This is a genomic window from Klebsiella grimontii, from assembly GCF_900200035.1.
Classification (GTDB): Bacteria; Pseudomonadota; Gammaproteobacteria; order Enterobacterales; family Enterobacteriaceae; genus Klebsiella; species Klebsiella grimontii.
On the sequence record NZ_FZTC01000015.1, the window covers coordinates 559,992 to 585,306 of the forward strand.

A 25,315-nucleotide genomic window follows, 5' to 3' on the forward strand; every position below is an offset into this window, starting at 1 on the left:
ATAATGACCACACGTTTACCGCTGGTTGCGGCGCAGCCGGGGATCTGGATGGCGGAGCGCCTCTCGACGCTGCCCGGCGCATGGAGCGTCGCCCACTATGTTGAGCTGCGCGGCGATATTGACCCAGTCCTGCTCGGGCGGGCGATTATCACCGGGCTCTCTCAGGCCGACACCCTCAGCATGCGCTTTTGTGAAGATAGCGGCGAAGCCTGGCAGTGGGTTGATGAACGCCGCGTTTTTGCCGAACCGGACTATCAGGATCTGCGCGCGGCGAGCGACCCGCACGCCGCCGCGCTGGCGAGGATGCAGGCCGACCTCGGGCAGAATCTGCGGGTGGACGGCGGTAATCCGCTGGTCTGCCATCAGCTGCTGCGGGTAGGCGATAACCGCTGGTACTGGTATCAGCGTTACCACCATTTGCTGGTCGATGGCTTCAGCTTCCCGGCCATTACCCGCCAGACCGCCGCGATTTATCGCGCCTGGCAGCGCGGCGAAGAGACGCCCGCCTCGCCGTTTACGCCCTTTGCCGAGGTGGTGGAAGAGTACCAGCGCTATTACGGCAGCGATGCCTGGCAGCGCGACAAAGCGTTCTGGCAGGCGCAGCGTCAGGCGCTGCCGTCTCCGGCCTCGCTGTCGGATGCGCCGCTGGCGGGAAGGGCGACCAGCAGCGATATCTGGCGCATGAAGCTGGAGGTGGATGCCGGCGTCTTTAGCCGGCTGGCGGCAAGCGCGCCGCAGTGCCAGCGCGCGGACCTGGCTCTGGCGCTGACCGCCCTGTGGCTGGGACGGCTGTGCAGCCGAACGGAGTATGCCGCAGGCTTTATTTTTATGCGTCGTATGGGCTCCGCGGCGCTCACCGCCACCGGTCCGGTGCTCAACGTTCTGCCGCTGGCGGTCACCATTGACGCCGGGGAAACGCTGGCGGAGCTGGCCGCGCGTCTTGCCGGACAGCTGAAGAAAATGCGCCGCCATCAGCGCTATGACGCCGAACAGATTGTCCGCGACAGCGGCAAGGCGGCGGGCGACGAACCGCTGTTTGGCCCGGTGCTTAATATTAAAGTTTTTGATTATCAGCTGGATATCGATGGCGTACAGGCGATTACCCATACCCTGGCGACCGGTCCGGTCAACGACCTTGAGCTGGCGCTGTTCCCGGATGAAGCCGGCGGCCTGTCGCTGGAGGTGCTGGCCAATAAGCAGCGTTACGATAAACAGACGCTGGGCAACCATATCGCCCGACTTTCCGCGCTGCTGGCGCAATTTGCCGATAATCCGGCCCTGCGCTGCGGCGACGTGAATATGCTATCGGCGGCGGAAGCGGAGCAGCTACAGCGGGTGAACGCCACCGCCGTCGATCTGCCGCTCACCACCCTGAGCGCGCGGGTGGCGGAACAGGCGGCGAAAACCCCGGATGCCCCGGCGCTGGCGGACGGCCGCTGGCAGTTTAGCTACCGCGAGATGCGCCAGCAGGTGGTGGCGCTGGCTGAACAGCTTCGCGCGCGGGGCGTCAAGCCGGGCGATAGCGTGGCGGTGGCGCTGCCGCGTTCGGTATTCCTGACCCTGGCGCTGCACGGCATCGTTGAAGCCGGCGCCGCGTGGCTGCCGCTGGATACCGGCTATCCCGACGATCGTCTGCGGATGATGCTGGAAGACGCACGGCCGTCGCTGCTGATTACCTCTGAAGATCAGCGGGCGCGCTTTAGCGATATCCCCGGCCTCGAAAGCCTGTGCTATCAACACCCGCTGGCGGCGGCGGATGCCGCGCCGCTGGCGCTCTCGCAGCCGGAGCATACCGCGTATATCATCTTCACCTCCGGCTCGACGGGGAGACCGAAAGGGGTCATGGTCGGGCAAACCGCCATCGTCAACCGCCTGCTGTGGATGCAGGACCACTATCCGCTCACCGCCGATGATGTGGTGGCGCAGAAAACGCCGTGCAGCTTTGATGTATCGGTCTGGGAGTTCTGGTGGCCGTTTATCGCCGGCGCGCAGCTGGTGATGGCCGAGCCGGAGGCCCATCGCGATCCGCTGGCGATGCAGCAGTTCTTCGCCCGCTACGGCGTGACCACCACCCACTTTGTCCCCTCGATGCTGGCGGCGTTTGTCGCCTCGCTGAATACGGAAAACGTCGCCTCGTGCCATACCCTGCGCCGGGTCTTCTGCAGCGGCGAAGCGCTGCCGACGGCGCTGTGCCGGGAGTGGGAGGAGCTGACCGGCGCGCCGCTGCATAACCTGTACGGCCCGACGGAAGCTGCGGTGGACGTCAGCTGGTATCCGGCCTGCGGGCCTGAACTGGCGGCGGTAACCGGCGCCAGCGTGCCGATTGGCTGGCCGGTGTGGAATACCGGCTTACGCATCCTCGATGCATCGATGCGCCCGGTACCGCCGGGCGTGGCGGGGGATCTCTACCTGACCGGCATTCAGCTGGCGCAGGGCTATCTCGGGCGCCCCGATTTAACCGCCAGCCGCTTTATCGCCGACCCTTACGCGCCGGGCGAGCGCATGTACCGCACCGGCGACGTTGCCCGCTGGCTGGATAACGGCGCGGTCGAGTATCTCGGGCGCAGCGACGACCAGCTAAAAATCCGCGGCCAGCGGATCGAACTCGGGGAAATTGATCGCGCAATGTCGGCGCTGCCGGACGTTGCGCAGGCGGTGGCTCACGCCTGCGTCTTCAACCAGGCGGCGGCGACCGGGGGCGATGCCCGCCAGCTGGTGGGCTATCTGGTTTCTGAATCCGGCCTGCCGCTGGATACCGAGGCGCTTAAAGCGCGGCTTGGCGAACAGCTGCCGCCGCATATGGTGCCGGTGGTGCTGATTCAACTGCCGGCGCTGCCGCTGAGCGCCAACGGCAAGCTGGATCGCAAAGCGCTGCCGCTGCCGACGCTGAGCCGCGTAAGCCGCGGTCGTCCGCCGGAGCCGGGCGTGGAAACCACCGTCGCCTCGGCGTTCAGCCAGCTGCTGGGCTGCGAGGTGAACGATATCGACGCCGATTTCTTCGCCCTTGGCGGCCATTCGCTGCTGGCGATGCGTCTGGCGGCGACGCTCGGCCGCGAACTGCAACGCCAGGTGACGCCGGGGCAGGTGATGGTCGCTTCTACCGTCGGCAAGCTGAGCGCGCTGCTGGCATCGGATCTGAGCGATGAGCAGGCGCAACGGCTGGGCTTCGACGCGATCCTGCCGCTGCGCGAGAGTGACGGCCCGACGCTGTTTTGCTTCCATCCAGCTTCCGGTTTTGCCTGGCAGTTCAGCGTGCTGGCGCGTTATTTAAGCCCGCGTTGGTCGATCGTCGGCATTCAGTCGCCGCGACCGCACGGGCCGATGGCGACGGCGGCGGATCTGGATGCGGTCTGCGAGCATCATCTGCAAACCCTGCTTTCGCAGCAGCCCCACGGCCCCTATTATCTGCTGGGCTATTCGCTCGGCGGCACCCTGGCGCAGGGAATAGCCGCCCGCTTACGCCAGCGCGGCGAAGCGGTGGCGTTTCTCGGCCTGCTGGATACCTGGCCGCCGGAAACGCAGAACTGGGCGGAGAAAGAGGCCAACGGTCTGGACCCTGAGGTGCTGGCGGAGATCGCCCGCGAGCGCGAGGCGTTTCTGGCCGCCCAGCAGGGGCAGGCTTCCGGTGAGCTGTTCAGCGTTATCGAGGGTAACTACGCCGACGCGGTGCGCCTGCTGACCACCGCGCACAGCGCGAAGTTTGACGGTAAGGCGACGCTGTTCGTGGCGGAGAAAACCCGTCAGCCCGGGATGGAGCCGCAGAGGGTCTGGGGGCCGTGGGTCGGCGAGCTGGAGGTGTTTAGCCAGGATTGCGCCCACGTGGATATTATCTCCCCGCAGGCCTTTGAGGCGATTGGCCCGGTGGTCAGGGAGATCCTCGGGGAAGGATAGAAAAACTCCCGGGTTGCGGCGTAAACGCCTTACCCGGGCTACCGTTTCTGCCAGCCCGGCTAAGCGCAGCGCGAGCCGGGAATATCTATCGGCGACCCAGCGGCACCACCAGCGGCGTATGCGCCACCGGATCCTCTATGATCGTACAGCGCAGACCGTAAATCTTTTCAATGAGCTCCGCGCTGACGATCTCCTTCGGCGCGCCTTCGGCGACGATTTTACCCTCGCGCAGGGCAATCAAATGGGTCGCGTAGCGGCAGGCCTGGTTCAGATCGTGCAGCACCGCCGCCAGCGTATAGCCCTTCTGCTGATTCAGCTCGCTTAGCAGCTCAAGCAGATCGATCTGATGGCTGATATCCAGCCAGGTGGTAGGCTCATCGAGCAGCATAATCGCCGTCTCCTGGGCCAGCACCATGGCGATCCACGCCCGCTGGCGCTGGCCGCCGGAGAGGGTATCGACGCTTTGCCGCGCGAGGTCGGTAATGCCGGTGGCCTTCATCGCCCTGCTGACCGCCTCTTCATCCTCTTTGCGCCAGCGGGTAAACAGCGGCTGGTGCGGATAGCGCCCGCGGGCCACCAGCTCCTGAACCGTTATATCCCCCGGCGTGGTGGCGTTCTGCGCCAGCAGGCCGATGCGCTTTGCCACCTCTTTACTGGCGTAACGCTGGATCTGCTCGCCGTCGAGATAAACATGACCGCTGGCGGGCGTCATCAGGCGGCTCAGGGTGCGCAGCAGCGTCGATTTACCGCAGCCGTTGGGGCCAATAATGGCGGTAAAGTGGCCGTCGGGAATGGTGACGTTCAGCGATTCGGCGATGGTTTTTTTGCCGTACGCCAGGGTCAACTGGTCGCCGCGCAAACGGGAGGTGACAGCGGTCATTTTTTGCGGGACTCCTGAATTAATAACCCGATAAGGTAGAGGCCGCCAATGCTGACGGTCACCACGCCCACCGGTAACTGATAGGGCATAAACAGACGCTGCGCGCAGTAGTCAGACAGCGCCAGCAGCAGGGCGCCGCACAGCGCCGCCTGGGCCAGCCCCCAGCGGGCGGTACCGCTAAGGCGCCGCGCGATATGCGGGGCCACGAGGGCGATAAAGGAAATCGGCCCGGCGAGGGCGGTAGCGGCGGCGGTCAGCACCACCCCGACCAGCATCAGCAGCAGCCGCGAGCGTTCAACCCGCACGCCCAGCGCGCAGGCGGTATCGTCGCCCATCTCCAGCAGCCGCATACGCCGCGCCAGCAGCGCCCCGCACGCCAGCATCAAGAGAATCAGCGGCGCGGAGGGCCAGGTTTTTCCCCAGGTCAGACCGTTAAGCGAACCGGCATACCACAGCCCGGCGGAGAGGGCGGTTTCCAGCGAAGCGCGCAGCAGCAGCCAGGTATTGAACGCCACCAGCATGGCCCGCACGCCGATGCCGATAATAATCAGGCGAAAGGTCTCAATGCCGTTGCGCCACGCCAGCAGCCAGACCACCAGCGCGGTGAGAATACCGCCAACCATTGCCGCCATGGCGTTGGCCGCCAGGTTCTGGCCGAACATCACCATCGCCACCAGCACGCCGCTCCACGCCCCGGTGTTGAACCCCATCACGTCCGGACTGCCCAGCGGGTTGCGGGTCAACGACTGGAAAATCGCGCCGCTGACGCCAAGGGCGGCGCCGATCAGCAGCGCCATCAGCACGCGCGGCAGACGCCACTCGGTCACCACCAGGGTGACGTTACGCGGCGCATCGCCAAGCAGCGCGGAGATAACCTGCTCAACGCTTAACGGCACCAGGCCGCTACCCAGCCCCCACAGGGAGACCAGCACGCTGGCGACCAGCAGTAGCAAACAGCTCAATATCAGGCGACGAGAAGGCGCAATCACATGCCACCTCCGCGCGGCTGGCGGCGCACCAGCCAGATCAGCACCGGCGCGCCAATAAAGGCGCTGACCACTGAAACCCGCAGTTCGCCGGGCACCAGCAGGCGCCCCAGCACGTCGGCAAACAGCAGCAGGGCGGGGGTCGCCAGTAGGGTCACCGGCAGCGACCAGCGATGATCCGCGCCCACCAGCCAGCGGGCCATATGCGGCATCATCAGGCCGATAAAGGCGATCGGCCCCACCACCGCCGTGGCGCTACCGCACAGAACGGTAATCGCCAGCAGACCAATAAGCTGAGTCCGCGCGACCCGGCTGCCGAGCGCGGTGGCCGTATCGTTGCCGAGGCTCAGGCTGTTTAAGGCCCGGCTCAGCAGCAGGGTCACCAGACCGGCAATCAGCACCGGGATCAGCACAATTTTCAGGGTTTGCAGGGTGCGCACGTCGAGCGAACCCGCCTGCCAGAAGCGCAGCTGGTCATAGACGTCGGGATTAAGCAGCGCGATACCGCTGGAAAGCCCTTCCAGCACCGCCGCCAGGGCGACCCCCGCGAGGGTCAGGCGCACGGGGCTGAGCTGGCCGCCGCCCTGGCTGCCGGTAAAGGCGACCAGCAGCGAGGCGCCGAACGCGCCGCAAAAGGCCATCAGCAGCTGCTCCTGCGGCGAAGAAAGGCCAAACAGCGCCGCGCCCAGCACGATAGCGAAGCTGGCGCCGGAGTTGACGCCGAGGATCCCGGGGTCCGCCAGCGGGTTGCGGGTCAGCGTTTGCATCAGCGCGCCGGCCAGACCCAGCGCGCCGCCGGCCAGCAGCCCGGCGAGGGTTCGCGGCAGCCGGGCATCAAGGACGATGGTGCAATCGGCGCTCTGGCAGGTGCCGGTGAAGGCATCGAGGACGACGCTAAACGGTAGGGGTTTGGCGCCGATCAGCAGGCTGAGCGCAACGGCGATGATTAAAACGATTAAAAGACCCGGCACGGCAAAGGCGCGCGCCGCGGTCGTGGAACACGACATGGCTTACATCCCTGGCATGATAATGATAGTAATTATCGTTATCGATTCTATTCAGTTATGTTAGCATGTGCACCCATAAAAATGGTATGGAAAATAATAACAAGGCGCTGTCATGAACCGACAATCCTGGCTGCTGAATCTCAGCTTGTTGAAAACTCACCCGGCCTTTCGCGCCGTCTTTATCGCCCGCTTTATTTCAATCCTGTCGCTTGGCCTGCTGGGCGTGGCGATCCCGGTGCAAATCCAGATGATGACCCATTCAACCTGGCAAGTGGGGCTGTCGGTGACCCTGACCGGCGCTTCGATGTTTGTCGGTTTGATGATCGGCGGCGTGCTTGCCGACCGCTATGAGCGTAAGCGTTTGATCCTGCTGGCGCGCGGCACCTGCGGGATTGGTTTCGTCGGCCTGTGCCTGAACGCCATGCTGCCGGAGCCGTCGTTAATCGCCATCTATCTGCTCGGTATCTGGGACGGTCTGTTCGCCTCTATTGGCGTGACCGCACTGCTGGCGGCGACGCCGGCGCTGGTTGGCCGGGAAAACCTGATGCAGGCCGGGGCGATCACCATGTTGACGGTGCGGCTGGGCTCGGTGATTTCGCCGATGATCGGCGGTCTGCTACTGGCAACCGGCGGCGTGGCCTGGAACTACGGTCTGGCGGCGGCGGGAACCTTTATCACCACGCTGACTCTGCTGCGTTTACCGCTGCTGGCGCCGCCGCCGCAGCCGCGCGAGCACCCGCTGAAATCGCTGAACGCGGGGCTGAAGTTTCTGTTTAACAGCCCGCTTATCGGCGGCATCGCGCTGCTTGGCGGTCTGCTGACGATGGCCAGCGCGGTGCGCGTGCTCTATCCGGCGCTGGCCGGAAGCTGGCAGATGTCGGCGTCGCAGATTGGCCTGCTCTATGCTGCGATCCCACTGGGCGCGGCATTCGGGGCACTAACCAGCGGGCAACTGGCGCAGACGGCGAAGCCGGGCGTGCTGATGCTGGCGACCACCGTCGGCTCGTTTGTGGCGATTGCGCTGTTCAGCCTGATGCCGGTGTGGGAGCTGGGCGCGCTGTGTCTGGCGCTGTTTGGCTGGCTAAGCGCGATAAGCTCGCTGCTGCAATATACGCTGATTCAGACCCAGACCCCGGAAAATATGCTCGGGCGCATCAACGGTCTGTGGACCGCGCAGAACGTGACCGGCGATGCGATAGGCGCGGCGCTGCTCGGCGGCCTGGGCGCGATCCTGACACCGGTGGCCTCGGCGAGCGCCAGCGGTTGGGCGCTGGTGATTGTGGGCGCGGTGCTGGTGGGGCTGTTACGCGAACTGCGCCGCTTTCAGCGCCCGGAAGCGGTCAGCGAAAGTTAACTCCGCTGGGCTTTCCCGGCGGTCCGGTAGCCCGGGCAAGGCGCCTGGCGCCGCCCCCGGGAGATCGGCTTAGGCAAAGAGCGCTGCTAAACGCTGCAGCACCAGCACGGCGCTGTAGTAATCCAGGCGGAAGGTTTCCGTCCCCAGCGGATAAACGCGTTTCCCTTCAACGGCGGGCAGATGCGATAGCAGCGGGTTGGCGTTAATCGCGTCGGCGTCTTTTTGGTCGCCGGCGAACAGGAACAGGCTCTGACCGTTAAGCCCGGCGGCTAAGTTTTCCCCGCCCAGCTGCACGATATCATGCCGTTTTCCCTGGCTCTGGCTGGCATGCAGCCCGCCTGGCAGGTCGGCGAGGGTAAAGCCCAGCTGTTCGAGCAGCTGTCCCTGAGCGGATTCTTTGGTCCAGATATTGGCGCTATGGGCCGCGGCGGTGTAGACCAGCGCGGTGACCGGCTGCGGCGGCAGCTTCATCTGCTCTTTCAGCGCCGCCAGCTTTTTATCAAACTCAGCGATTCTCTCCGCCGCCTGTTTTTCGTGGCCGGTAATCTCCCCCAGTTGGGTCAGCAGGGCCTGCCAGCTTTTATCATCGTAGTTAATGATAAGCGTCGGGGCGATGGTGGAAAGCTGGTCGTAGAGCGTCATCGCCGAATCGCCGCCGGTGGCGCTAATCAGAATCAAATCCGGCATTTGCGCGGCGACGGCCTCAGCGCTCGGTTCGCCGATATAGAGGCGCGCCAGCTTGCGCGCTTTCGCCACCTCGCTCCACTGCCGCAAAAAACCCTGGCCATCGGCGACGCGGTTGTTGGGCGTGGTGGCTCCGCTGGCCACTACCGGCGCGTCAATCGCCAGTAGCGAACCGGTCAGCGTCACGCTGGTGGAGACAATGCGCAGCGGCTGGCTTTCCAGCGTATGGGTTCCGCGGCTGTCGGTTATCTGGCGCGGCCAGTCTGCCGCCAGCGCTGAGCTCATTCCTAAAATCGCCAGGCCGCTGGCGAGGAGGGTACGGCGGCAAAAGGTGGAGAAATTCACGTATTCGCATCCTGAGTGAGTGGTGATAAATGCTTCTCATTTTCAGCTTTGCGCCGCGTGGATGCAAGTCTATACCCTAATAATTCGAGTTGCAGGAAGGCGGCAAGTGAACGAATCCCGATGAGCTTACTGTAGTAAGTGATTCGGGTGAGCGAACACAGCCAACACACCTGCAACTTGAAGTATGACGGGTATAAGTCGCACAACATGCTACCTGTACGGTTGACATAAAGCGCAATACCTTTTAGGTTAGCCAACCAAAATATAAATGATAATTATTCGTAATATCTTTATCGTTTTTGGAGGATGATATGGAAACGTCTTTGGCTGAGGAAGTTCGGGAGAAAAAAATGACCCTGCCGCCGGAAAGCTTCTTCTTTATGTCGCCGTACCGCAGTTTCACCACCGCTGGCTGCTTTAGCCGATTCTCTCATCCCGCCGCCGACGGCGATGATCCGGACGGAGAGTTTCAGCAAAAAATGGCCGCCGCCTTTAAAGCGGCGCGCACTGCCGGGATCGCCAGACCGGTGATGGTCGGCGCCATTCCGTTCGATACCAGCGAGCCCTCCGAGCTGTTTATCCCCGCGAGCTGGACCGCGTTCTCCCGCACTGAAAAGCAGCACTCCGCGCGCTATGCGTCGGGGCAAAATCCGATGGATGTCGTGCAGCGCCGGGAGATCCCCGAGCAGGACACCTTTATGGCGATGGTGGCGCGCGCGGCGGCCCTCACCGCGACGCCGGAAGTGGACAAGGTGGTCCTGTCGCGCCTGATTGATATCACCACCCGCGAACGGGTCGATAGCGGGGCGCTGCTCGAGCGCCTGATCGCCCAGAATCCGGCCAGCTTTAACTTCCACGTGCCGCTCTCAGACGGCGGCGTGCTGCTGGGCGCAAGCCCAGAGCTGCTGCTGCGTAAAGAAGGCGCGCATTTCAGCTCTCTGCCGCTGGCCGGTTCCGCCCGCCGCCAGCCGGACGATGTGCTGGATCGTGAAGCGGGGCACAGGCTGCTGGCGTCTGAAAAAGATCGCCATGAACATGAGCTGGTGACTCAGGCGATGAAGGCCGTATTAGCGCCGCGCAGCAGCGAACTCTCCCTGCCGGACTCTCCGCAGCTGATCACCACGCCGACCCTGTGGCATCTGGCGACGCAGATTCAGGGCACCGCGCTGGCAAACGAGAATGCCATGTCGCTGGCCTGCCTGCTGCATCCGACTCCGGCGCTGAGCGGTTTCCCACATCAGGCGGCGAAACGCCTGATCGGCGAACTGGAGCCGTTCGACCGCCAGCTATTCGGCGGCATTGTTGGCTGGTGTGATGACGAAGGCAACGGCGAGTGGGTAGTGACCATCCGCTGCGCGCGCCTGCAGCAGCGCACCCTGCGGCTATTTGCCGGCGCAGGTATCGTTCCGGCCTCTTCGCCGTTGGGCGAGTGGCGCGAAACCGGCGTCAAACTGACCACCATGCTGAACGTATTCGGCTTGCAATAAGGGACGATGATGATCGAATTTACCCGCTGGCCGGAAGCGTTCGCGGCCCGCTATCGGCAAAAAGGCTACTGGCAGGATCTGCCGTTAACTCAACTGATTACCCGTCATGCGGAAAACGACGCCCCGGCGATTATCGACGGCGACAAAAGCTACAGCTACCGTGAATTCAACCGCCTGGTGGATAACCTCGCCTCCTCGCTGCAGCATCAGGGCCTGAAGCGCGGCGAAACGGCGCTGGTGCAGCTGGGCAACGTTGCGGAATTTTATATCACCTTCTTCGCGCTGCTGCGTATCGGCGTTGCGCCGGTCAACGCGCTGTTCAGCCACCAGCGTAGCGAGCTGAACGCCTACGCCGCGCAGATTGAACCCGCTTTGCTGATTGCCGACCGCGAACACGCGCTGTTTGGCGATGATGATTTTCTTAACGCTTTTGTCGCCCAGCATGCGTCGGTACGCGTGGCGCTGCTGCTGAACGACGACGGCGAGCAGAGCCTGACGGCGGCCATCGGGCGGCCTGACGATAATTTCGTCGCGCATCCGACGCCCGCTGACGAAGTGGCCTTTTTCCAGCTCTCTGGCGGCAGCACCGGTACGCCGAAGCTCATCCCACGTACGCATAACGACTACGACTACAGCATTCGCCGCAGCAACGAGCTGTGCGGCGTAAGCGCCGAAACGCGCTACCTGAACGCGCTTCCCGCCGCCCACAACTACGCGATGAGCTCGCCGGGTTCATTAGGCGTGTTCCTCGCCGGCGGCGTGGTGGTGTTAGCGCACGACCCGAGCGCGACCCTCTGCTTCCCGCTGATAGAAAAGCACCAGATCAACCTGACCTCGCTGGTTCCCCCCGCGGTCAGCCTGTGGCTACAGGAGATCCATGACGCCGGCAGCAATGCTCAACTGCAATCGCTGCGGCTGCTGCAGGTGGGCGGAGCGCGCCTCTCAGCGACCCTCGCCGCGCGCATTCCGGCGGAAATTGGCTGCCAGCTGCAGCAGGTCTTCGGCATGGCGGAGGGGCTGGTGAACTATACCCGCCTCAACGACAGCCCCGAGCGCATCATCAACACCCAGGGCTGCCCGATGTGCCCGGATGACGAAGTGTGGGTGGCCGATGCCGATGGTAATCCGCTGCCGCGCGGCGAAGTCGGGCGCCTGATGACCCGCGGGCCGTACACCTTCCGCGGGTACTACAAGAGCCCGCAGCATAATGCCGAAGCCTTTGATGCCGACGGCTTCTACTGTTCGGGCGATCTGATTTCGATCGATGAAGAGGGCTACATCACCGTGCAGGGGCGGGAAAAAGATCAGATCAACCGCGGCGGCGAGAAGATCGCGGCGGAAGAGATCGAAAACCTGCTGCTGCGTCATCCTGCGGCGATCCACGCGGCGCTGGTCAGCATGGAAGACAGCCTGCTGGGTGAGAAGAGCTGTGCGTATCTGGTGGTGAAGGAGCCTCTGCGCGCGGTAGCGGTGCGCCGCTTCCTGCGTGAACAAGGGGTCGCAGAATTTAAACTTCCGGACCGCGTGGAGTGCGTTGATGCGCTGCCGCTGACGCCGGTGGGCAAAGTCGATAAAAAACAATTACGTCAGTGGCTGGCTGAACGCAAGCTGGGCTGAAGGAGAAGACAGAATGGCAATCCCAAAATTACAGGCTTACGCGCTGCCGGAAGCCAGCGATATCCCGGCGAACAAAGTGAACTGGGCATTTGAGCCGTCCCGCGCCGCGCTGTTGATTCACGATATGCAGGAGTATTTCCTCAACTTCTGGGGCGAAAACAGCCCGATGATGGAGAGAGTGGTGGCCAACATCGCCGCCCTGCGCGAGTTCTGCAAACAGAACCATATTCCGGTCTTTTACACCGCTCAGCCGAAAGAGCAGAGCGATGAAGACCGCGCGCTGCTGAACGATATGTGGGGACCGGGCCTGACCCGTTCGCCGGAACAGCAGCAGGTGATTGCCGCGCTCGCGCCGGACGACAGCGACACCGTACTGGTGAAGTGGCGCTACAGCGCGTTTCATCGCTCGCCGCTGGAGGAGATGCTGAAAGAGGCGGGGCGCGATCAGCTGATCATCACCGGCGTTTACGCCCATATCGGCTGTATGACCACTGCGACTGACGCGTTTATGCGCGATATTAAGCCGTTCTTTGTCGCCGATGCGCTGGCCGATTTCAGCCGTGAAGAGCATCTGATGGCGCTCAACTACGTGGCGGGCCGTTCCGGTCGCGTGGTGATGACCGAAGAGCTGCTGCCGCTGCCGGCGTCAAAAGCGGCGCTGCGCGCGCTGGTGTTGCCGCTGCTGGATGAAAGCGACGAGCCGATGGACGATGAAAACCTGATCGATTACGGCCTCGACTCGGTGCGTATGATGGCGCTCGCCGCGCGCTGGCGTAAAGTGTACGGCGATATCGACTTCGTGGTACTGGCGAAAAACCCGACTATCGACGCCTGGTGGGCGCTGCTGTCCCGCGAGGTGAAATAATGAACGGACTCGATTTTCACGGCCAGACCGTGTGGATCACCGGGGCGGGCAAGGGGATCGGCTACGCCACCGCCCTGGCGTTCGTTGAGGCCGGCGCGCAGGTAACCGGCTTTGATCTGGCGTTCGACGGTGAAAGCTATCCGTTCGCTACCGAGACGCTGGACGTCGCCGACGCGCGGCAGGTGGCGCAGGTATGTGGCCGCCTGCTGGCTGGCATTGAACGGCTGGATGTGCTGGTCAATGCCGCCGGCATTTTACGGATGGGGGCGACCGATGCGCTGAGCCAGGAAGACTGGCAGCAGACCTTCGCCGTCAACGTCGGCGGGGCGTTTAACCTGTTCCAGCAGACGATGGCGCAGTTTCGCCGCCAGAAAGGCGGGGCAATTGTGACGGTGGCCTCCGATGCTGCGCATACTCCGCGCATCGGCATGAGCGCCTACGGCGCGTCAAAGGCGGCGCTGAAGAGCCTGGCGCTGACCGTTGGCCTTGAGCTGGCGGGCAGCGGGGTACGCTGTAATCTGGTTTCTCCTGGCTCGACTGACACCGATATGCAGCGCACGCTGTGGGTCAGCGATGACGCTGAACAGCAGCGCATTCGCGGTTTCGGCGAGCAGTTTAAGCTGGGCATTCCGCTGGGCAAAATCGCCCGTCCGCAGGAGATTGCCAATACCATTCTGTTCCTCGCCTCCGACCACGCCAGCCATATCACGCTGCAGGATATCGTGGTGGACGGCGGCTCGACGCTGGGGGCATAAATGGCCTGGAAACGTCAGATGACGCTGGATGCGCTTAACGCGACCAGCGCGAATACGATGGTGGCGCATCTGGGGATAGTGTATACCCGGCTGGAAGAGGGCGTGCTGGAGGCGGAAATGCCGGTCGATGCGCGAACCCATCAGCCGTTCGGGCTGCTACACGGCGGCGCCTCCGCGGCGCTGGCGGAAACCCTCGGTTCAATGGCCGGATGGTTGATGACCGAAGAGGGCCAGTGCGTGGTGGGGATCGAACTTAACGCCACCCATCACCGGGCGGTCTCCAGCGGCAAAGTGCGCGGCGAGTGCCGACCGCTGCACCTGGGGCGTCAGGGCCAGAGCTGGGAAATTGCGGTGTTCGACGAACGGGGGCGCCGCTGCTGCACCTGCCGGCTGAGTACGGCGATCCTCGGCTGAAGCATGGCCTGTTCCCGGCTGGCGGCGTGAACGCCTTAGCCGGGCTACGGGTAACATGCCGTCTGTGGCGCCGGCGATCGGGTGACCAACTCAACGCCATCTGCGGGCCGGTAGCCCGGACAAGGCGCGTCAAGCGCCGCCTCCGGGAAACAGACTGCGATGCAGTTACAGATTACCCTCCCCGTTTTCATCTCTTTTCCTGCCAGAAGTGATCTCGCTTGCAATGTGAGATAAATCCTTGCCGTCAGGCGACATCTGCAACGTTTCAAAGTTGTTAAAATTCACATTATGTTCTAGAAACAACTTGTAACATCCTGATTACCCTACCAGTGGAACACAATGATGAATAATTCAGGGAAATACCTCATCTGGACACTGCTCTCCGTTATCGGAGCCTTTGCCCTGGGCTATATCGCGCTAAACCGGGGTGAACAGATCAACGCGCTGTGGATTGTCGTCGCGGCAGTCTGCGTCTATCTGATCGCCTATCGCTTCTACGGCCTCTATATCGCCAAAAATGTACTGGCGGTCGACCCGACGCGCATGACCCCGGCGGTGCGTCACAACGACGGCCTCGACTATGTTCCAACCGACAAGAAGGTGCTGTTCGGCCACCATTTTGCCGCTATTGCCGGCGCGGGGCCGCTGGTTGGCCCGGTGCTGGCGGCGCAGATGGGCTACCTGCCGGGAATGATCTGGATCCTTGCGGGCGTGGTGCTAGCCGGGGCGGTACAGGACTTCATGGTGCTGTTCGTCTCCACTCGTCGCGACGGACGTTCGCTCGGCGAGCTGGTGAAAGAGGAGATGGGCCCGACCGCCGGCGTGCTGGCGCTGGTGGCCTGCTTTATGATCATGGTGATTATCCTCGCGGTACTGGCGATGATTGTGGTGAAAGCGCTGACCCACAGCCCGTGGGGGACTTACACCGTCGCCTTCACCATCCCGCTGGCGATTTTCATGGGGATCTATATTCGCTATCTGCGCCCCGGGCGCATTGGCGAAGTGTCGGTGATTGGCCTGGTGATGCTGGTGTTTGCCATTATTTCCGGCGGCTGGGTGGCGGAAAGCCCGACCTGGGCGCCGTGGTTTGATTATACCGGCGTGCAGCTCACCTGGATTCTGGTGGGCTACGGCTTTATCGCCGCCGTGCTGCCGGTCTGGCTGCTGCTGGCGCCGCGCGACTACCTCTCCACCTTCCTGAAAATCGGCACCATCGTCGGCCTGGCGATCGGTATCCTGATCATGCGTCCAACGCTGACGATGCCGGCGCTGACCAAATTTATCGATGGCACCGGCCCGGTGTGGAGCGGCAGCCTGTTCCCGTTCCTGTTTATCACCATCGCCTGCGGCGCGGTTTCCGGCTTCCATGCCCTGATCGCCTCCGGCACGACGCCGAAGATGCTGGCCAATGAAGGCCAGGCCTGCTTTATCGGCTACGGCGGCATGCTGATGGAGTCCTTCGTGGCGATTATGGCGCTGGTGGCGGCCTGTATTATCGACCCGGGCGTCTATTTCGCGATGAACAGCCCGATGGCGGTGCTGGCTCCGGCGGGCGTGACCGATGTGGTGGCGTCGGCGGCGCAGGTGGTGAGCAGCTGGGGCTTTACCGTGACGCCGGATACCCTTAACCAGATCGCTCACGAAGTGGGAGAGCAGTCGATTATCTCCCGCGCGGGCGGCGCGCCGACGCTGGCGGTAGGCATGGCCTACATTCTGCACGGTTCGCTGGGCGGCCTGATGGATGTCTCCTTCTGGTATCACTTCGCCATTCTGTTCGAGGCGCTATTTATCCTGACCGCGGTGGATGCCGGTACGCGCGCGGCGCGCTTTATGCTGCAGGATTTGCTGGGGGTGATAAGCCCCGGGCTGAAGCAAACCAGCTCGCTGCCGGCGAACCTTCTCGCCACGGCGCTGTGCGTGCTGGCGTGGGGCTACTTCCTGCATCAGGGCGTAGTTGACCCGCTCGGCGGCATCAACACGCTGTGGCCGCTGTTTGGTATTGCCAACCAGATGCTGGCGGGGATGGCGCTGATGCTGTGCGCGGTGGTACTGTTTAAGATGAAGCGCCAGCGCTATGCATGGGTCGCGCTGCTGCCGACCTCATGGCTGCTGATTTGTACCCTGACCGCGGGCTGGCAGAAGTCGTTCAGCACCGACACCAAAGTCGGCTTCCTGGCGATTGCCAACAAGTTCCAGGCGATGATCGACAGCGGTAATATTCCGCCGCAGTACACCGAGTCGCAGCTGGCGCAGCTGGTGTTTAACAACCGTCTGGATGCCGGGCTGACCATCTTCTTTATGGTGGTGGTCGTGGTGCTGGCGCTGTTCTCGATTAAGACCGCGCTGGCGGCGCTGAAAGAGGACAAACCGACGGCGAAAGAGACCCCGTACCAGGCGATGCCTGCTGATGCCGATAGCCTGGTGACCCAGGCGAAACGCGCTCACTAAGCCATCACGTTATCGCCCCTCTTTGAGAGAAGGGGGGCGATTATGAGAGTTGAAAATGTTTGATACCCTTTCGAAAGCAGGAAAATATTTAGGCCAGGCGGCGAAAATGATGATCGGCGTCCCGGATTACGACAACTACGTGGAGCACATCCGCGCGACCCATCCCGAACAAACGCCGATGACTTACGAAGAGTTTTTTCGCGAGCGTCAGGACGCACGCTACGGCGGCAAAGGCGGCGCGAAGTGCTGCTAACCCTCTTTCGGCAAATACAGGCTGATCTGCTCCTGCCTACAGCCGTATATCGCCGCCAGCTTTTCGCGGGTGCGCTTTTGCGGGCGGGAGTCGATAGCTTCTAGCTGGGAAACCGCAGACTGGCTAATTCCGAGCTTATCGGCCACCTCCTGCTGCGACAGGCCGCGTAAAATGCGCCAGGCCGCCTGCAGGCTGACTTTCTCTTTATCCATGATGTCGCAGACGCTGTCAGGTAAGGGAATATCGTCGTATTCATCCGATTCGTAGGGGACGTCTTCCCACTCTTCCTCTTTTTCATCATCGTATTCCGCCATTTTCAGACGCATCTGGAAGTATTCGTTATAGGGGATCACCACATACTGCGGGTTGCCCTCGTCGTCCTTAATTAGTTGCACTGCCATAAGGCGTTGCCTCCTCGTGAAGATAGGTTGTTGAGGTTCTTCGTTTTATCGCTACGACATAGCAGCTTTCAGATAGCCCCTCAAACTGTGTGAAGATGATGCGATAATCACCGACACGCAATCGATAATGATCTTCGGATCCCGACTGCTTGAGTTTTTTAATGTCCGGAGCCGGCGCATTTTTATCATCCATGGTGCGTAGCTTTTCTTTGATTCTCTCCTGATAGCGGGAATCTATTGCGGCGAGCTGTTTTTCTGCGCTTTTCGACCAAAAAACGATCATCCTGACCTCCACTTTAAGTCAAAGCTCATTATAAGTAAATAATAAGATTATAAGTAAATTTAAATTATCTTATAGGAGACGATAATGCAGATTTTATGCGGAATAAAGACAGAAACATCCGCTTTGCGAGGCGGCTCGAAAGCGCCTCCGCCGGGCGGCAGAGGCGAATAAAACGGGGGATTAACCGGCGAAACGTTCGACTTTTTCAAACGCGGCGCGCAGGGTTTCGGCGTTCAGTTCAACCGGCAGAAAATGGATGGACTCTACCGGGCGCAGGGTATGGGTAATCACCTGATCCAGCTGTTCGCGGTTGTTGATATCCACCTCCAGCGCCGCCAGCGTGGTCGGCAGGTTAAAGCGCTGATACGCCTGCACTAGCTGCGCCAGCACCTCGTCCTGGCCGAGCAGGGCGCTCTGGACCAGAATGCCGTAGGCGACTTTGGTCCCGTGCAGATACTTCTCGGTCTGCGGCAGTACCGTCAGCCCGTTATGCACCGCGTGCGCGGCGGCGACGCGGGTATAGCGCTCGCCTAATCCCCCGACCATACCGCCGCCGGCGATAATCGCATCCACCACGTCGCGGAAGGCCTGGGTCAGCTCGCCGCGCTGTTGGTCAGCCAGCGCCGTTTCGCTGCTGTCCAGCAGCACATCGCGGATCGCCAGCGCGCCGTTGATGCCAAGGCGCACGGTGAGCGGCAGCGTCTCCGGCTGCGGAGCCAGCACCACCGCTTCATACCATTTCGCCAGCGTATCGCCGATGCCCGCCAGCAGATATTCCGCCGGCGCGTTAAGAATAATGCGCGGCTCCACCAGCACCAGGAAGTTGGCGTCGTCGAAAATCTCAAACTGCAGCGCCTGACCGGCATCGTTATACCACACCGACAGCGGCGTCCACGCCGCGCAGGTGGCGGCGATGGTCGGGATGGCCACCACCGGCAGGCCGAGGCGGCGGGCCAGCGCCTTGGCGGTATCGAGCAGCGCGCCGCCGCCCACGCCAATCACCACCGACCGATCGTCGCCGGACGTGCGGGCCAGCTCGCTGACGTCGCTTTCGCTGCAGTGGCCTTTAAATACGATTTTTTTGGCGCCAGCAACGTTAAACGCTGCCGGCAGAAAAGCCTGCGCGCCTGCGATAGCCCGCTCGCCGTACACCCACACCGCGCGTGAAAGCTGTTCTTCGCTATAAAAATCCTGCAGCCGGGCAAGGCTGCCGGGATGGGAATAGTAGTTGGCGGGGCCGGGGACCACGCGGATATCGCTGTGACTCATCAATGCTGTCCTTGTGCTGTTTCGCTAACCCGATGTTATGTCTGGACATCCGGATGGCTAATATTATTTCGCTTTAACTTATGCCTTTTATGCATTTGTCAGTCAAGGGCGGCTATGAAAAATTCGTTAAATCAGAACATTAATCGACAGGGTGCAGGGGATGACCGGCAATCGCCTTGAGATGCAAAATATTAGCCTGGCCTTTTCCGGCTTTCGGGCGCTGAGCAACGTGTCTTTTACCCTGAAGGGGGGCTCGGTGCACGCGCTCACCGGCGCCAACGGCGCGGGTAAGTCAACGCTCATGGCGGTGCTGTGCGGCACGCACGCCCATTACGAAGGCGAAGTGGTGATTAACAATCAGCCGGTCAGCATTCGCTCGCCGCGCGACGCCAAACAGCTGGGGATTCACCTGGTGCAGCAGGAGGTTGACGTCGCGCTGGTCCCGGGCCTGAGCATCGCGGAAAACATCATGCTCGACAGGCTGGCTGAACCGGGGCTGGCTTTTCGCTGGGGACGGCTGCGCCAGCTGGCGCGCGAGGCCCTGGCCCAGCTTGACGTCAGCCTCGACGTACGTCGCTCCATCGACGGCTGCACGTTGGCGGAAAAACAGCAAATTCTGCTGGCCCGCGCGCTGTCGCATCACTGCCGCTTTCTTATCCTTGATGAACCGACCGCGCCGCTGGATCAACACGAAAGCGAGCGCCTGTTTGCGGTGGTGCGCCGCCTGCAGCTTCAGGGCATAGGCATCGTGTTTATCTCGCACCGCATTCATGAATTAAACGCGGTTTGCGACACCCTGACGGTGCTGCGCGACGGTCGTCTGATTGAGAGCGGGCCGATGGCCGATCTGAGCGGCGAGCAGATTGTCGAAAAGATGCTCGGCCATGAGCTGAGCGATATCTTCCCGCCGAAGCGGCCGCCGCATAGCGATGAGGTGCTGTTACAGGTTGAAGGGCTGCACGACGAGGGGCTGCTGCAGGATATCTCGCTGCGCCTGCGCAAGGGGGAGATTCTGGGGATCGCCGGGCTGGCGGGCGCCGGCAAAACCGAGCTGTGCAAGGCGCTGTTTGGCGCCAGCAAAAGCCGGTTGACGCGCGGCGAGCTGAACAGCCAGCCGTGGCGACCGCGCGACCCGGCGGATTCGGTGGCGCGCGGTCTGGCGCTGGTGCCGGAAGAGCGACGCAAGGAGGGTATTTTTATCGAAGAGCCGGTGGCGATGAACCTGGCGGTTAGCGCCGACAACAGCTTCTCTCGCTGGAGCCTGTTTGGCCATCGTCAGGCCTGGCGGTGGGCGGAAGAAGTGATCGCCCGGGTGGGGATACGGACATCGGGTCCGGCGCAAACCTTGCGCCGTCTCTCCGGCGGCAATCAGCAAAAGGTGGCGATTGGCAAATGGCTGCGCGGCAACGCCAATGTCCTGATTTTCGATGAGCCGACCAAAGGGGTCGATGTCAAAGCCAAAACGGATCTTTTCAACGTGATTGACGGCCTGGCGCGGGAAGGTAAAGGGGTGATTTACGCCTCGGGCGAATTCTCCGAGCTGGTCGGGCTGTGCGATCGCATCTGCGTGCTGTGGGACGGGCGCATCGTGGCGGAAATTCCGGGCGCAGAGGCCCGGGAAGAGAACATTCTTTATTACTCCACCGGAGGAGCAGCAGCGTGAGTAAAGCCCTGGCAGTGAACGCGACGGTATCGGGCCGTCAGCGATTTTTCGATTTTCTCTACAAATGGGGCATGTTGCTGACCGTCGTCCTGCTGATCGCCGTTTTTGGCCTCGCGTCGGACAACTTCCTCGACCCGTTTAACATCATCAACATCCTGCGCTCCATCGCCATCGTGACGGTGATCGCCATCGGCGTGTCGATATCGCTGACCATCGGCGGCTTCGATTTGTCCGTAGGCTCCACCGCCTCGCTGGCCAATGCGCTGGTGATTTCGCTGTTTGTCTGGCACGGCTTCGGCACCACCGAGGCGATTGTTGTCACCCTGGCGCTCTGTACCTTAGTGGGGCTATTTAACGCGTTTCTTATCGTGATCCTGCGTATTCCCGACATGCTGGCGACGCTTGCCAGCCTGTTCGTGATTCAGGGCGTGGCGATGACCTACAGCTACGGCGGGTCAATTACCGAAAATATGGTGCTGCCGAGCGGCGATATGGCGGAAGGCGCGATCCCGGCGGCGTTCGGTTCGCTGGGGCAGGTGCCGACGATAGTGATCATTATGCTGGTGGTGACCGTTATCGCTCAGCTGGCGCTCTCTTTTACCACCCACGGGCGGCGGATGTACGCCATCGGCGGCAACCCGGAAGCGGCGCGCCTCTCCGGCCTGCGGATCACCCGTTATAAGGTGGCGGCATACGTGATCGCCTCCCTGCTGGCGGGGCTCGGCGGCATTTTGCTGGCTTCGCGTATCGGCTCGTCGCAGGTGAACGCCGGCGGCGGCTACCTGATGGATGCGGTGGCGGCGGCGTGGATTGGCTTCTCGCTGGCCGGTTCAGGTAAACCGAACGCGCTCGGTACGCTAGTGGGGGCGGTGATCCTGGGCGTGCTCTCCAACGGCCTGGTGATGCTCTCGGTGCCGTACTACGCAATGGACATTATTAAAGGGCTGGTGCTGGCTGGCGCGCTCGCACTGACCTATTTTCAGCGCCGCACCTAATATTTTACAGGGTAAACACTATGAAAAAGATAACGTTTTCACTCATCGCACTGGGGTTGTTCAACGCTGCGGCGGCCTTTGCTGAAACCCCGACGCCGCTTCCGGCGGCGATTGCCGAACATAGCGGGCCGATTCGCATCGCGGTGATCCGCAATCTGGGCTCCGACGATAACACCACCCAGTTTGTCTCCGGGGCGATCCAGGAGGGGAAAAAGCTTGGGTTTAAAATCAGCACCTTCCTCAGCAACGGTGATGACGCCAAATTCCAGGACTTCGTTAACCAGGCGATTAGCCAGAAATACGACGGCATTATTCTTTCTCAGGGACGCGACCCCTACGCCACCGCGCTGGTGAAAAAAGCGGTGGACGCCGGGATCAAAGTATCGGTCTTCGATACCGCGGTAAACGGCGAGATCCCGGGCGTTACCGTTACCCAGCAGGATGACGCTTCGCTGACCGAACTCTCCTTTGGCCAACTGGTAAAAGATTTCAACGGCAAAGCCAATATCGTCAAACTGTGGGTCGCGGGTTTCCCGCCGATGGAGCGCCGCCAGGCGGCCTACCAGACGCTGCTTAAACAAAATCCCGGCATCAAAGAGCTGGAATCCATCGGCGCGGTCTCTTCCGACGTGCAGGGCGATACCGCCAACAAGGTCGGCGCGATCCTGGCGAAATATCCGAAAGGCAAAATTGATGCTATCTGGGGAACCTGGGACGCCTTCAGCCAGGGCGCGTATAAAGCGTTGAAAGAGAACGGCCGCACCGAGATCAAACTCTACAGCATCGATATTTCCAACCAGGATCTGCAGCTGATGCGCGAATCCGGCAGCCCGTGGAAGGTGAGCGTGGCGGTGGATCCAAAGCTTATCGGCGCCACCAACGTGCGCCTGATCGCCAATAAGATTGCCGGGGAACCGACGCCTGCGACCTACGACTTTAAAGCGGCGGCGATCCCGCAGGCGCTGCTGGCGGCGCAGCCGGGGGCGGTGAACGTCGCCTCGCTGGGTAAAATTATCCCGGGCTGGGGCCAGACCGAAGACTTTATCGCCCCGTGGTTCGCTACCCTGGAAGCGAAAAACAAATGAGTGTTTTGCCCACACCAGAATACAGCCGCAATATGCGGCTGATTGGGCATAGCGATCAGGGGGGACGCCCGGACGGCGTCCAGCTGATGGTCCATCGTGGTTTTGCCTATATCGGCCATATGGTCTCACAGGGCTTTTCCGTGGTGGACGTGCGCGACCCGAAAAATCCGCGAACGGTCAATTACATCGCCGCGCCGCCCGGTACCTGGAACGTTCATTTACAGGCGCACGACGATCTGCTGCTGGTGATCAACGCCCGGGATCTGTTCGCCGATGCCCGCTTTGCCGACGAAAAGGTTTACTACACCCGTTCGGTGGGCGAGACGGTCAGCGACGTGCAGGATAAGGGCTGGAGCGCCGGGCTGCGGATTTTTGATATTTCGGTTGCGGATAAACCGCGTGAAATCAGCTTCCTGTCGCTTAACGGCATCGGCATTCACCGCATCTGGTACGTCGGCGGACGCTGGGCCTACGTTTCCGCGCTGATCGACGGCTTTAGCGACTATATTTTCCTGACTATCGACCTGGCCGACCCGCGTAAGCCGGAAGTCGCCGGGCGCTGGTGGCTGCCGGGAATGAACCAGGCGACGGGGGAAACGCCGCAGTGGCCGGAAGGTAAGCGCTATGCGCTGCATCATGCGATTATCGCCGGCGACACCGCCTACGGTAGCTGGCGCGACGGCGGCCTGACGCTGCTCGATGTGCAGGACCGCGCGCAGCCGAAGCTGATTAGCCACCGTAACTGGAGTCCGCCGTTTGGCGGCGGTACCCACACCGCGCTGCCGCTTCCGGACCGGGAGCTGCTGGTGGTGCTCGATGAGGCGGTATTGGATAACCAGCAGGACGGCGACAAGCTGATCTGGCTGTTTGACATTCGCGAACCGACGAATCCGGTGAGTATCGCCACTTTCCCGCAGCCGGATGAAGCTGACTACGTGGCGAAAGGGGCGCACTTTGGCCCGCATAACCTGCATGAGAATCGCCCCGGCAGCTTTGTCAGCTCAACGCTGATTTTCGCCACTTATCAGAACGCGGGCGTTCGCGCTTACGATATCTCCAACCCTTATCGACCGGTGGAAACCGGGGCGCTGGTGCCCGCCGCGCCGGCGAAGATGATGGATACCCGGCCCGGTCGTCCGCGGGTGATCCAGTCCTGCGACGTGTTCGTTGACGCGCAGGGCATAATCTACAGCACCGACTATAACGGCGGGCTGTCGGTGATTGAGTATCTGGGGTAGGGGATGGTGGGTTGTTGCTTCCCGGCTCGCGGCGTAAACGCCTTAGCCGGGCTACCGGATCACAGACGGTGGTGAACCCGTAGCCCGGCTAAGCGCAGCGCGAGCCGGGAACGACAGGATAGAGAATTCAACCGTACTGACGAATTCGCGCAATCAGTTCTTCGACATTATCGAGACGGTCGGCAATAAGAATAAGCGCTTTACCCAGCGTGATGGCGTGGCGCAGGCATTCATGGCGCATGGCTTCGTCCTGGATAGTATCGATATCCGCCACGTGCGACAGTCCGACGCTGCGGCGAATCAGCTCGGTGCCGCAGAAGCCCACCGCGTCGGCCCAGACTTTCTTCAGGAACGCGGAGGCATAGCCGGGCCAGGCCAGCGCGGCATCGCGGGATTTCTCCGCCGCCAGCGCCTGAAAACGCTCGGCGAAGGTGGTCCAGAACTGCTGGATATCGCTGAGGCGCTGTTCGCGAGCGGCGGCGGCATCGCGAATCCCCAGATGGCCTGGCAGACCGCAGTAGTTGAGCAGCAGGTTGCCGATGGCGGTACCGATATCGAAGCCTATCGGGCCGAAAAAGCCGAACTCGGCGTCGATGGCCTTAAAGCTGCCCTCGGCGACGAAAATCGAGCCGCTGTGGATATCGCCATGCAGCAGCGCTTCGGCATGGGAGAAGAAGCGGTGCTTGAGCGCGGCCACCGCCAGCTTCAGCTGCGTATCGTCGCGCAGGGCGGCGACGTCGGCCTCCAGCGCGGCTGGATAGCTGTTGCGCTCGTGAACCTGATACGGGTCGTTAAAGAACAGGTCCTCGGTGATTTCGCACATCTCGGGGTTAATAAACTGCGCCACCTGGGCCTTTTTCTCGTGAGGATGCAGATAAAAGTCGCTGGTGTGGAACAGCGCCTGGGCCAGGTATTCCCCCAGTTGGCCGGCGGCGCGCGGGTAATAAACGTTGTTAATCAGCTCGCCGCGCCAGATGCGGTGATCGGAGAGGTCTTCCATCACCATTACCGCCAGCTCGGGGTCGAAATGCACAATCTGCACCGTATGCTGCGGGCAGTGCTGATAGTGAGCCACCAGGGTTTGCGCCTCAAGGCGCGCGCGGTCAAGGGTCAGCGGCCAGGATTCACCCACGCAGCGCACGTAGGGCAGCGCCTGCTTGACGATGATCCGGCTCACGCCCTCGGTATCGAAAATTTTAAATACCAGGTTGAGGTTACCATCGCCCACTTCCTGCGCGGACACCAGTTCTGACGGGTTTTCGATACCGCCAAATTGTTGGGCGTAAGCCACCGCATCGCTGGCCGTGAAAGTATGGTATTGCGACATTGCCTCGATCCTCAAAATTCTGATTAAGCCGTTCAGACGTCTATACTTCTGGATTCCATCCTGACACA

At 61.8% G+C, this 25,315-nt stretch carries 21 protein-coding genes; 13 read left to right on the forward strand and 8 right to left on the reverse strand.

Annotation, left to right across the window (positions count from 1 at the left end; genetic code table 11):
* Positions 1-3: 3 nt before the first annotated feature.
* A complete protein-coding gene (gene entF, locus KOSB73_RS10380) occupies positions 4-3,891 on the forward strand; it encodes an enterobactin non-ribosomal peptide synthetase EntF (RefSeq protein WP_098140491.1) in 3,888 nt (1,295 codons plus the stop codon).
* Between the two features lie 85 nt (positions 3,892-3,976).
* Here entF and fepC read toward each other — a convergent pair whose 3' ends face one another.
* From fepC to fepD, 3 genes are read right to left on the reverse strand one after another with little or no spacing between them, the layout of a single operon-like run.
* Complete coding sequence (gene fepC, locus KOSB73_RS10385) at positions 3,977-4,771, reverse strand: iron-enterobactin ABC transporter ATP-binding protein (protein WP_004135445.1); 795 nt, start codon at positions 4,769-4,771, stop codon at positions 3,977-3,979.
* Complete coding sequence (fepG, locus tag KOSB73_RS10390) at positions 4,768-5,760, reverse strand: iron-enterobactin ABC transporter permease (protein ID WP_165774995.1); 993 nt, start codon at positions 5,758-5,760, stop codon at positions 4,768-4,770. Before fepG ends, fepC begins: the two co-directional genes overlap by 4 nt.
* Positions 5,757-6,764, reverse strand: a complete 1,008-nt coding sequence (gene fepD, locus KOSB73_RS10395) for a Fe(3+)-siderophore ABC transporter permease (protein WP_004135441.1) — start codon at positions 6,762-6,764, stop codon at positions 5,757-5,759. The genes fepG and fepD overlap by 4 nt, the downstream gene beginning before the upstream one ends.
* A gap of 112 nt (positions 6,765-6,876) precedes the next feature.
* Here fepD and entS point away from each other — a divergent pair, with 112 nt between their 5' ends.
* The gene (entS, locus tag KOSB73_RS10400; RefSeq protein ID WP_024358844.1) at positions 6,877-8,118 is read left to right on the forward strand and encodes an enterobactin transporter EntS; all 1,242 of its coding nucleotides are present in this window, start codon (positions 6,877-6,879) and stop codon (positions 8,116-8,118) included.
* A 69-nt stretch (positions 8,119-8,187) separates the two neighbouring features.
* On the opposite strand, the gene fepB is transcribed toward entS, so the two are convergent.
* Positions 8,188-9,087, reverse strand: coding sequence for a Fe2+-enterobactin ABC transporter substrate-binding protein (gene fepB, locus KOSB73_RS10405; RefSeq protein ID WP_241185260.1), 900 nt, complete (start codon positions 9,085-9,087; stop codon positions 8,188-8,190).
* A 371-nt stretch (positions 9,088-9,458) separates the two neighbouring features.
* Here fepB and entC point away from each other — a divergent pair, with 371 nt between their 5' ends.
* From entC to KOSB73_RS10450, 7 genes are all read left to right on the forward strand, one after another.
* Positions 9,459-10,634 (forward strand): isochorismate synthase EntC, encoded by a 1,176-nt coding sequence (gene entC, locus KOSB73_RS10415; protein ID WP_024358842.1) that lies wholly within the window; start codon positions 9,459-9,461, stop codon positions 10,632-10,634.
* Positions 10,635-10,643: 9 nt separating this feature from the next.
* Positions 10,644-12,251, forward strand: a complete 1,608-nt coding sequence (gene entE / locus KOSB73_RS10420) for a (2,3-dihydroxybenzoyl)adenylate synthase EntE (RefSeq protein ID WP_098140494.1) — start codon at positions 10,644-10,646, stop codon at positions 12,249-12,251.
* Positions 12,252-12,264: 13 nt separating this feature from the next.
* The gene (entB, locus tag KOSB73_RS10425; protein ID WP_024358840.1) at positions 12,265-13,116 is read left to right on the forward strand and encodes an enterobactin biosynthesis bifunctional isochorismatase/aryl carrier protein EntB; all 852 of its coding nucleotides are present in this window, start codon (positions 12,265-12,267) and stop codon (positions 13,114-13,116) included.
* Positions 13,116-13,871: a 2,3-dihydro-2,3-dihydroxybenzoate dehydrogenase EntA gene (entA, locus tag KOSB73_RS10430; protein ID WP_064411368.1), complete on the forward strand. Its 756-nt coding sequence runs from the start codon at positions 13,116-13,118 to the stop codon at positions 13,869-13,871. The genes entB and entA overlap by 1 nt, the downstream gene beginning before the upstream one ends.
* Positions 13,872-14,285 (forward strand): proofreading thioesterase EntH, encoded by a 414-nt coding sequence (gene entH / locus KOSB73_RS10435; RefSeq protein WP_098140495.1) that lies wholly within the window; start codon positions 13,872-13,874, stop codon positions 14,283-14,285.
* A 342-nt stretch (positions 14,286-14,627) separates the two neighbouring features.
* Complete coding sequence (gene cstA / locus KOSB73_RS10445; RefSeq protein WP_004135432.1) at positions 14,628-16,733, forward strand: pyruvate/proton symporter CstA; 2,106 nt, start codon at positions 14,628-14,630, stop codon at positions 16,731-16,733.
* A gap of 55 nt (positions 16,734-16,788) precedes the next feature.
* The gene (locus tag KOSB73_RS10450; protein WP_004130340.1) at positions 16,789-16,986 is read left to right on the forward strand and encodes a YbdD/YjiX family protein; all 198 of its coding nucleotides are present in this window, start codon (positions 16,789-16,791) and stop codon (positions 16,984-16,986) included.
* Here the strand turns inward: KOSB73_RS10450 and KOSB73_RS10455 are convergent.
* From KOSB73_RS10455 to KOSB73_RS10465, 3 genes are all read right to left on the reverse strand, one after another.
* Entirely contained in the window at positions 16,983-17,387 is a 405-nt protein-coding gene (locus KOSB73_RS10455) for a helix-turn-helix domain-containing protein (RefSeq protein ID WP_049089666.1), read from the reverse strand. The two genes, KOSB73_RS10450 and KOSB73_RS10455, sit on opposite strands and share 4 nt — an antisense overlap.
* Positions 17,368-17,670 carry a type II toxin-antitoxin system RelE family toxin gene (locus KOSB73_RS10460; RefSeq protein WP_024358837.1) on the reverse strand — a complete coding sequence of 101 codons (303 nt, stop codon included), beginning with the start codon at positions 17,668-17,670 and terminating at the stop codon, positions 17,368-17,370. Before KOSB73_RS10460 ends, KOSB73_RS10455 begins: the two co-directional genes overlap by 20 nt.
* A 180-nt stretch (positions 17,671-17,850) precedes the next feature.
* Positions 17,851-18,939: an oxidoreductase gene (locus KOSB73_RS10465; RefSeq protein WP_024358836.1), complete on the reverse strand. Its 1,089-nt coding sequence runs from the start codon at positions 18,937-18,939 to the stop codon at positions 17,851-17,853.
* Between the two features lie 160 nt (positions 18,940-19,099).
* Between KOSB73_RS10465 and KOSB73_RS10470 the strand changes: the two genes are divergently transcribed.
* Genes KOSB73_RS10470 through KOSB73_RS10485 form a run of 4 tightly spaced genes read left to right on the forward strand, consistent with a single transcriptional unit; the run spans position 19,100 to position 23,920 of the window.
* Positions 19,100-20,602 (forward strand): sugar ABC transporter ATP-binding protein, encoded by a 1,503-nt coding sequence (locus tag KOSB73_RS10470; RefSeq protein ID WP_064342337.1) that lies wholly within the window; start codon positions 19,100-19,102, stop codon positions 20,600-20,602.
* Complete coding sequence (locus KOSB73_RS10475; protein ID WP_004130353.1) at positions 20,599-21,597, forward strand: ABC transporter permease; 999 nt, start codon at positions 20,599-20,601, stop codon at positions 21,595-21,597. The genes KOSB73_RS10470 and KOSB73_RS10475 overlap by 4 nt, the downstream gene beginning before the upstream one ends.
* 20 nt (positions 21,598-21,617) lie before the next feature.
* Complete coding sequence (locus tag KOSB73_RS10480) at positions 21,618-22,682, forward strand: sugar ABC transporter substrate-binding protein (RefSeq protein WP_024358834.1); 1,065 nt, start codon at positions 21,618-21,620, stop codon at positions 22,680-22,682.
* Complete coding sequence (locus KOSB73_RS10485) at positions 22,679-23,920, forward strand: LVIVD repeat-containing protein (RefSeq protein WP_098140496.1); 1,242 nt, start codon at positions 22,679-22,681, stop codon at positions 23,918-23,920. The genes KOSB73_RS10480 and KOSB73_RS10485 overlap by 4 nt, the downstream gene beginning before the upstream one ends.
* 127 nt (positions 23,921-24,047) lie before the next feature.
* Here KOSB73_RS10485 and mtnK read toward each other — a convergent pair whose 3' ends face one another.
* Positions 24,048-25,247 (reverse strand): S-methyl-5-thioribose kinase, encoded by a 1,200-nt coding sequence (gene mtnK, locus KOSB73_RS10490; protein WP_024358832.1) that lies wholly within the window; start codon positions 25,245-25,247, stop codon positions 24,048-24,050.
* Positions 25,248-25,315 lie beyond the last annotated feature (68 nt).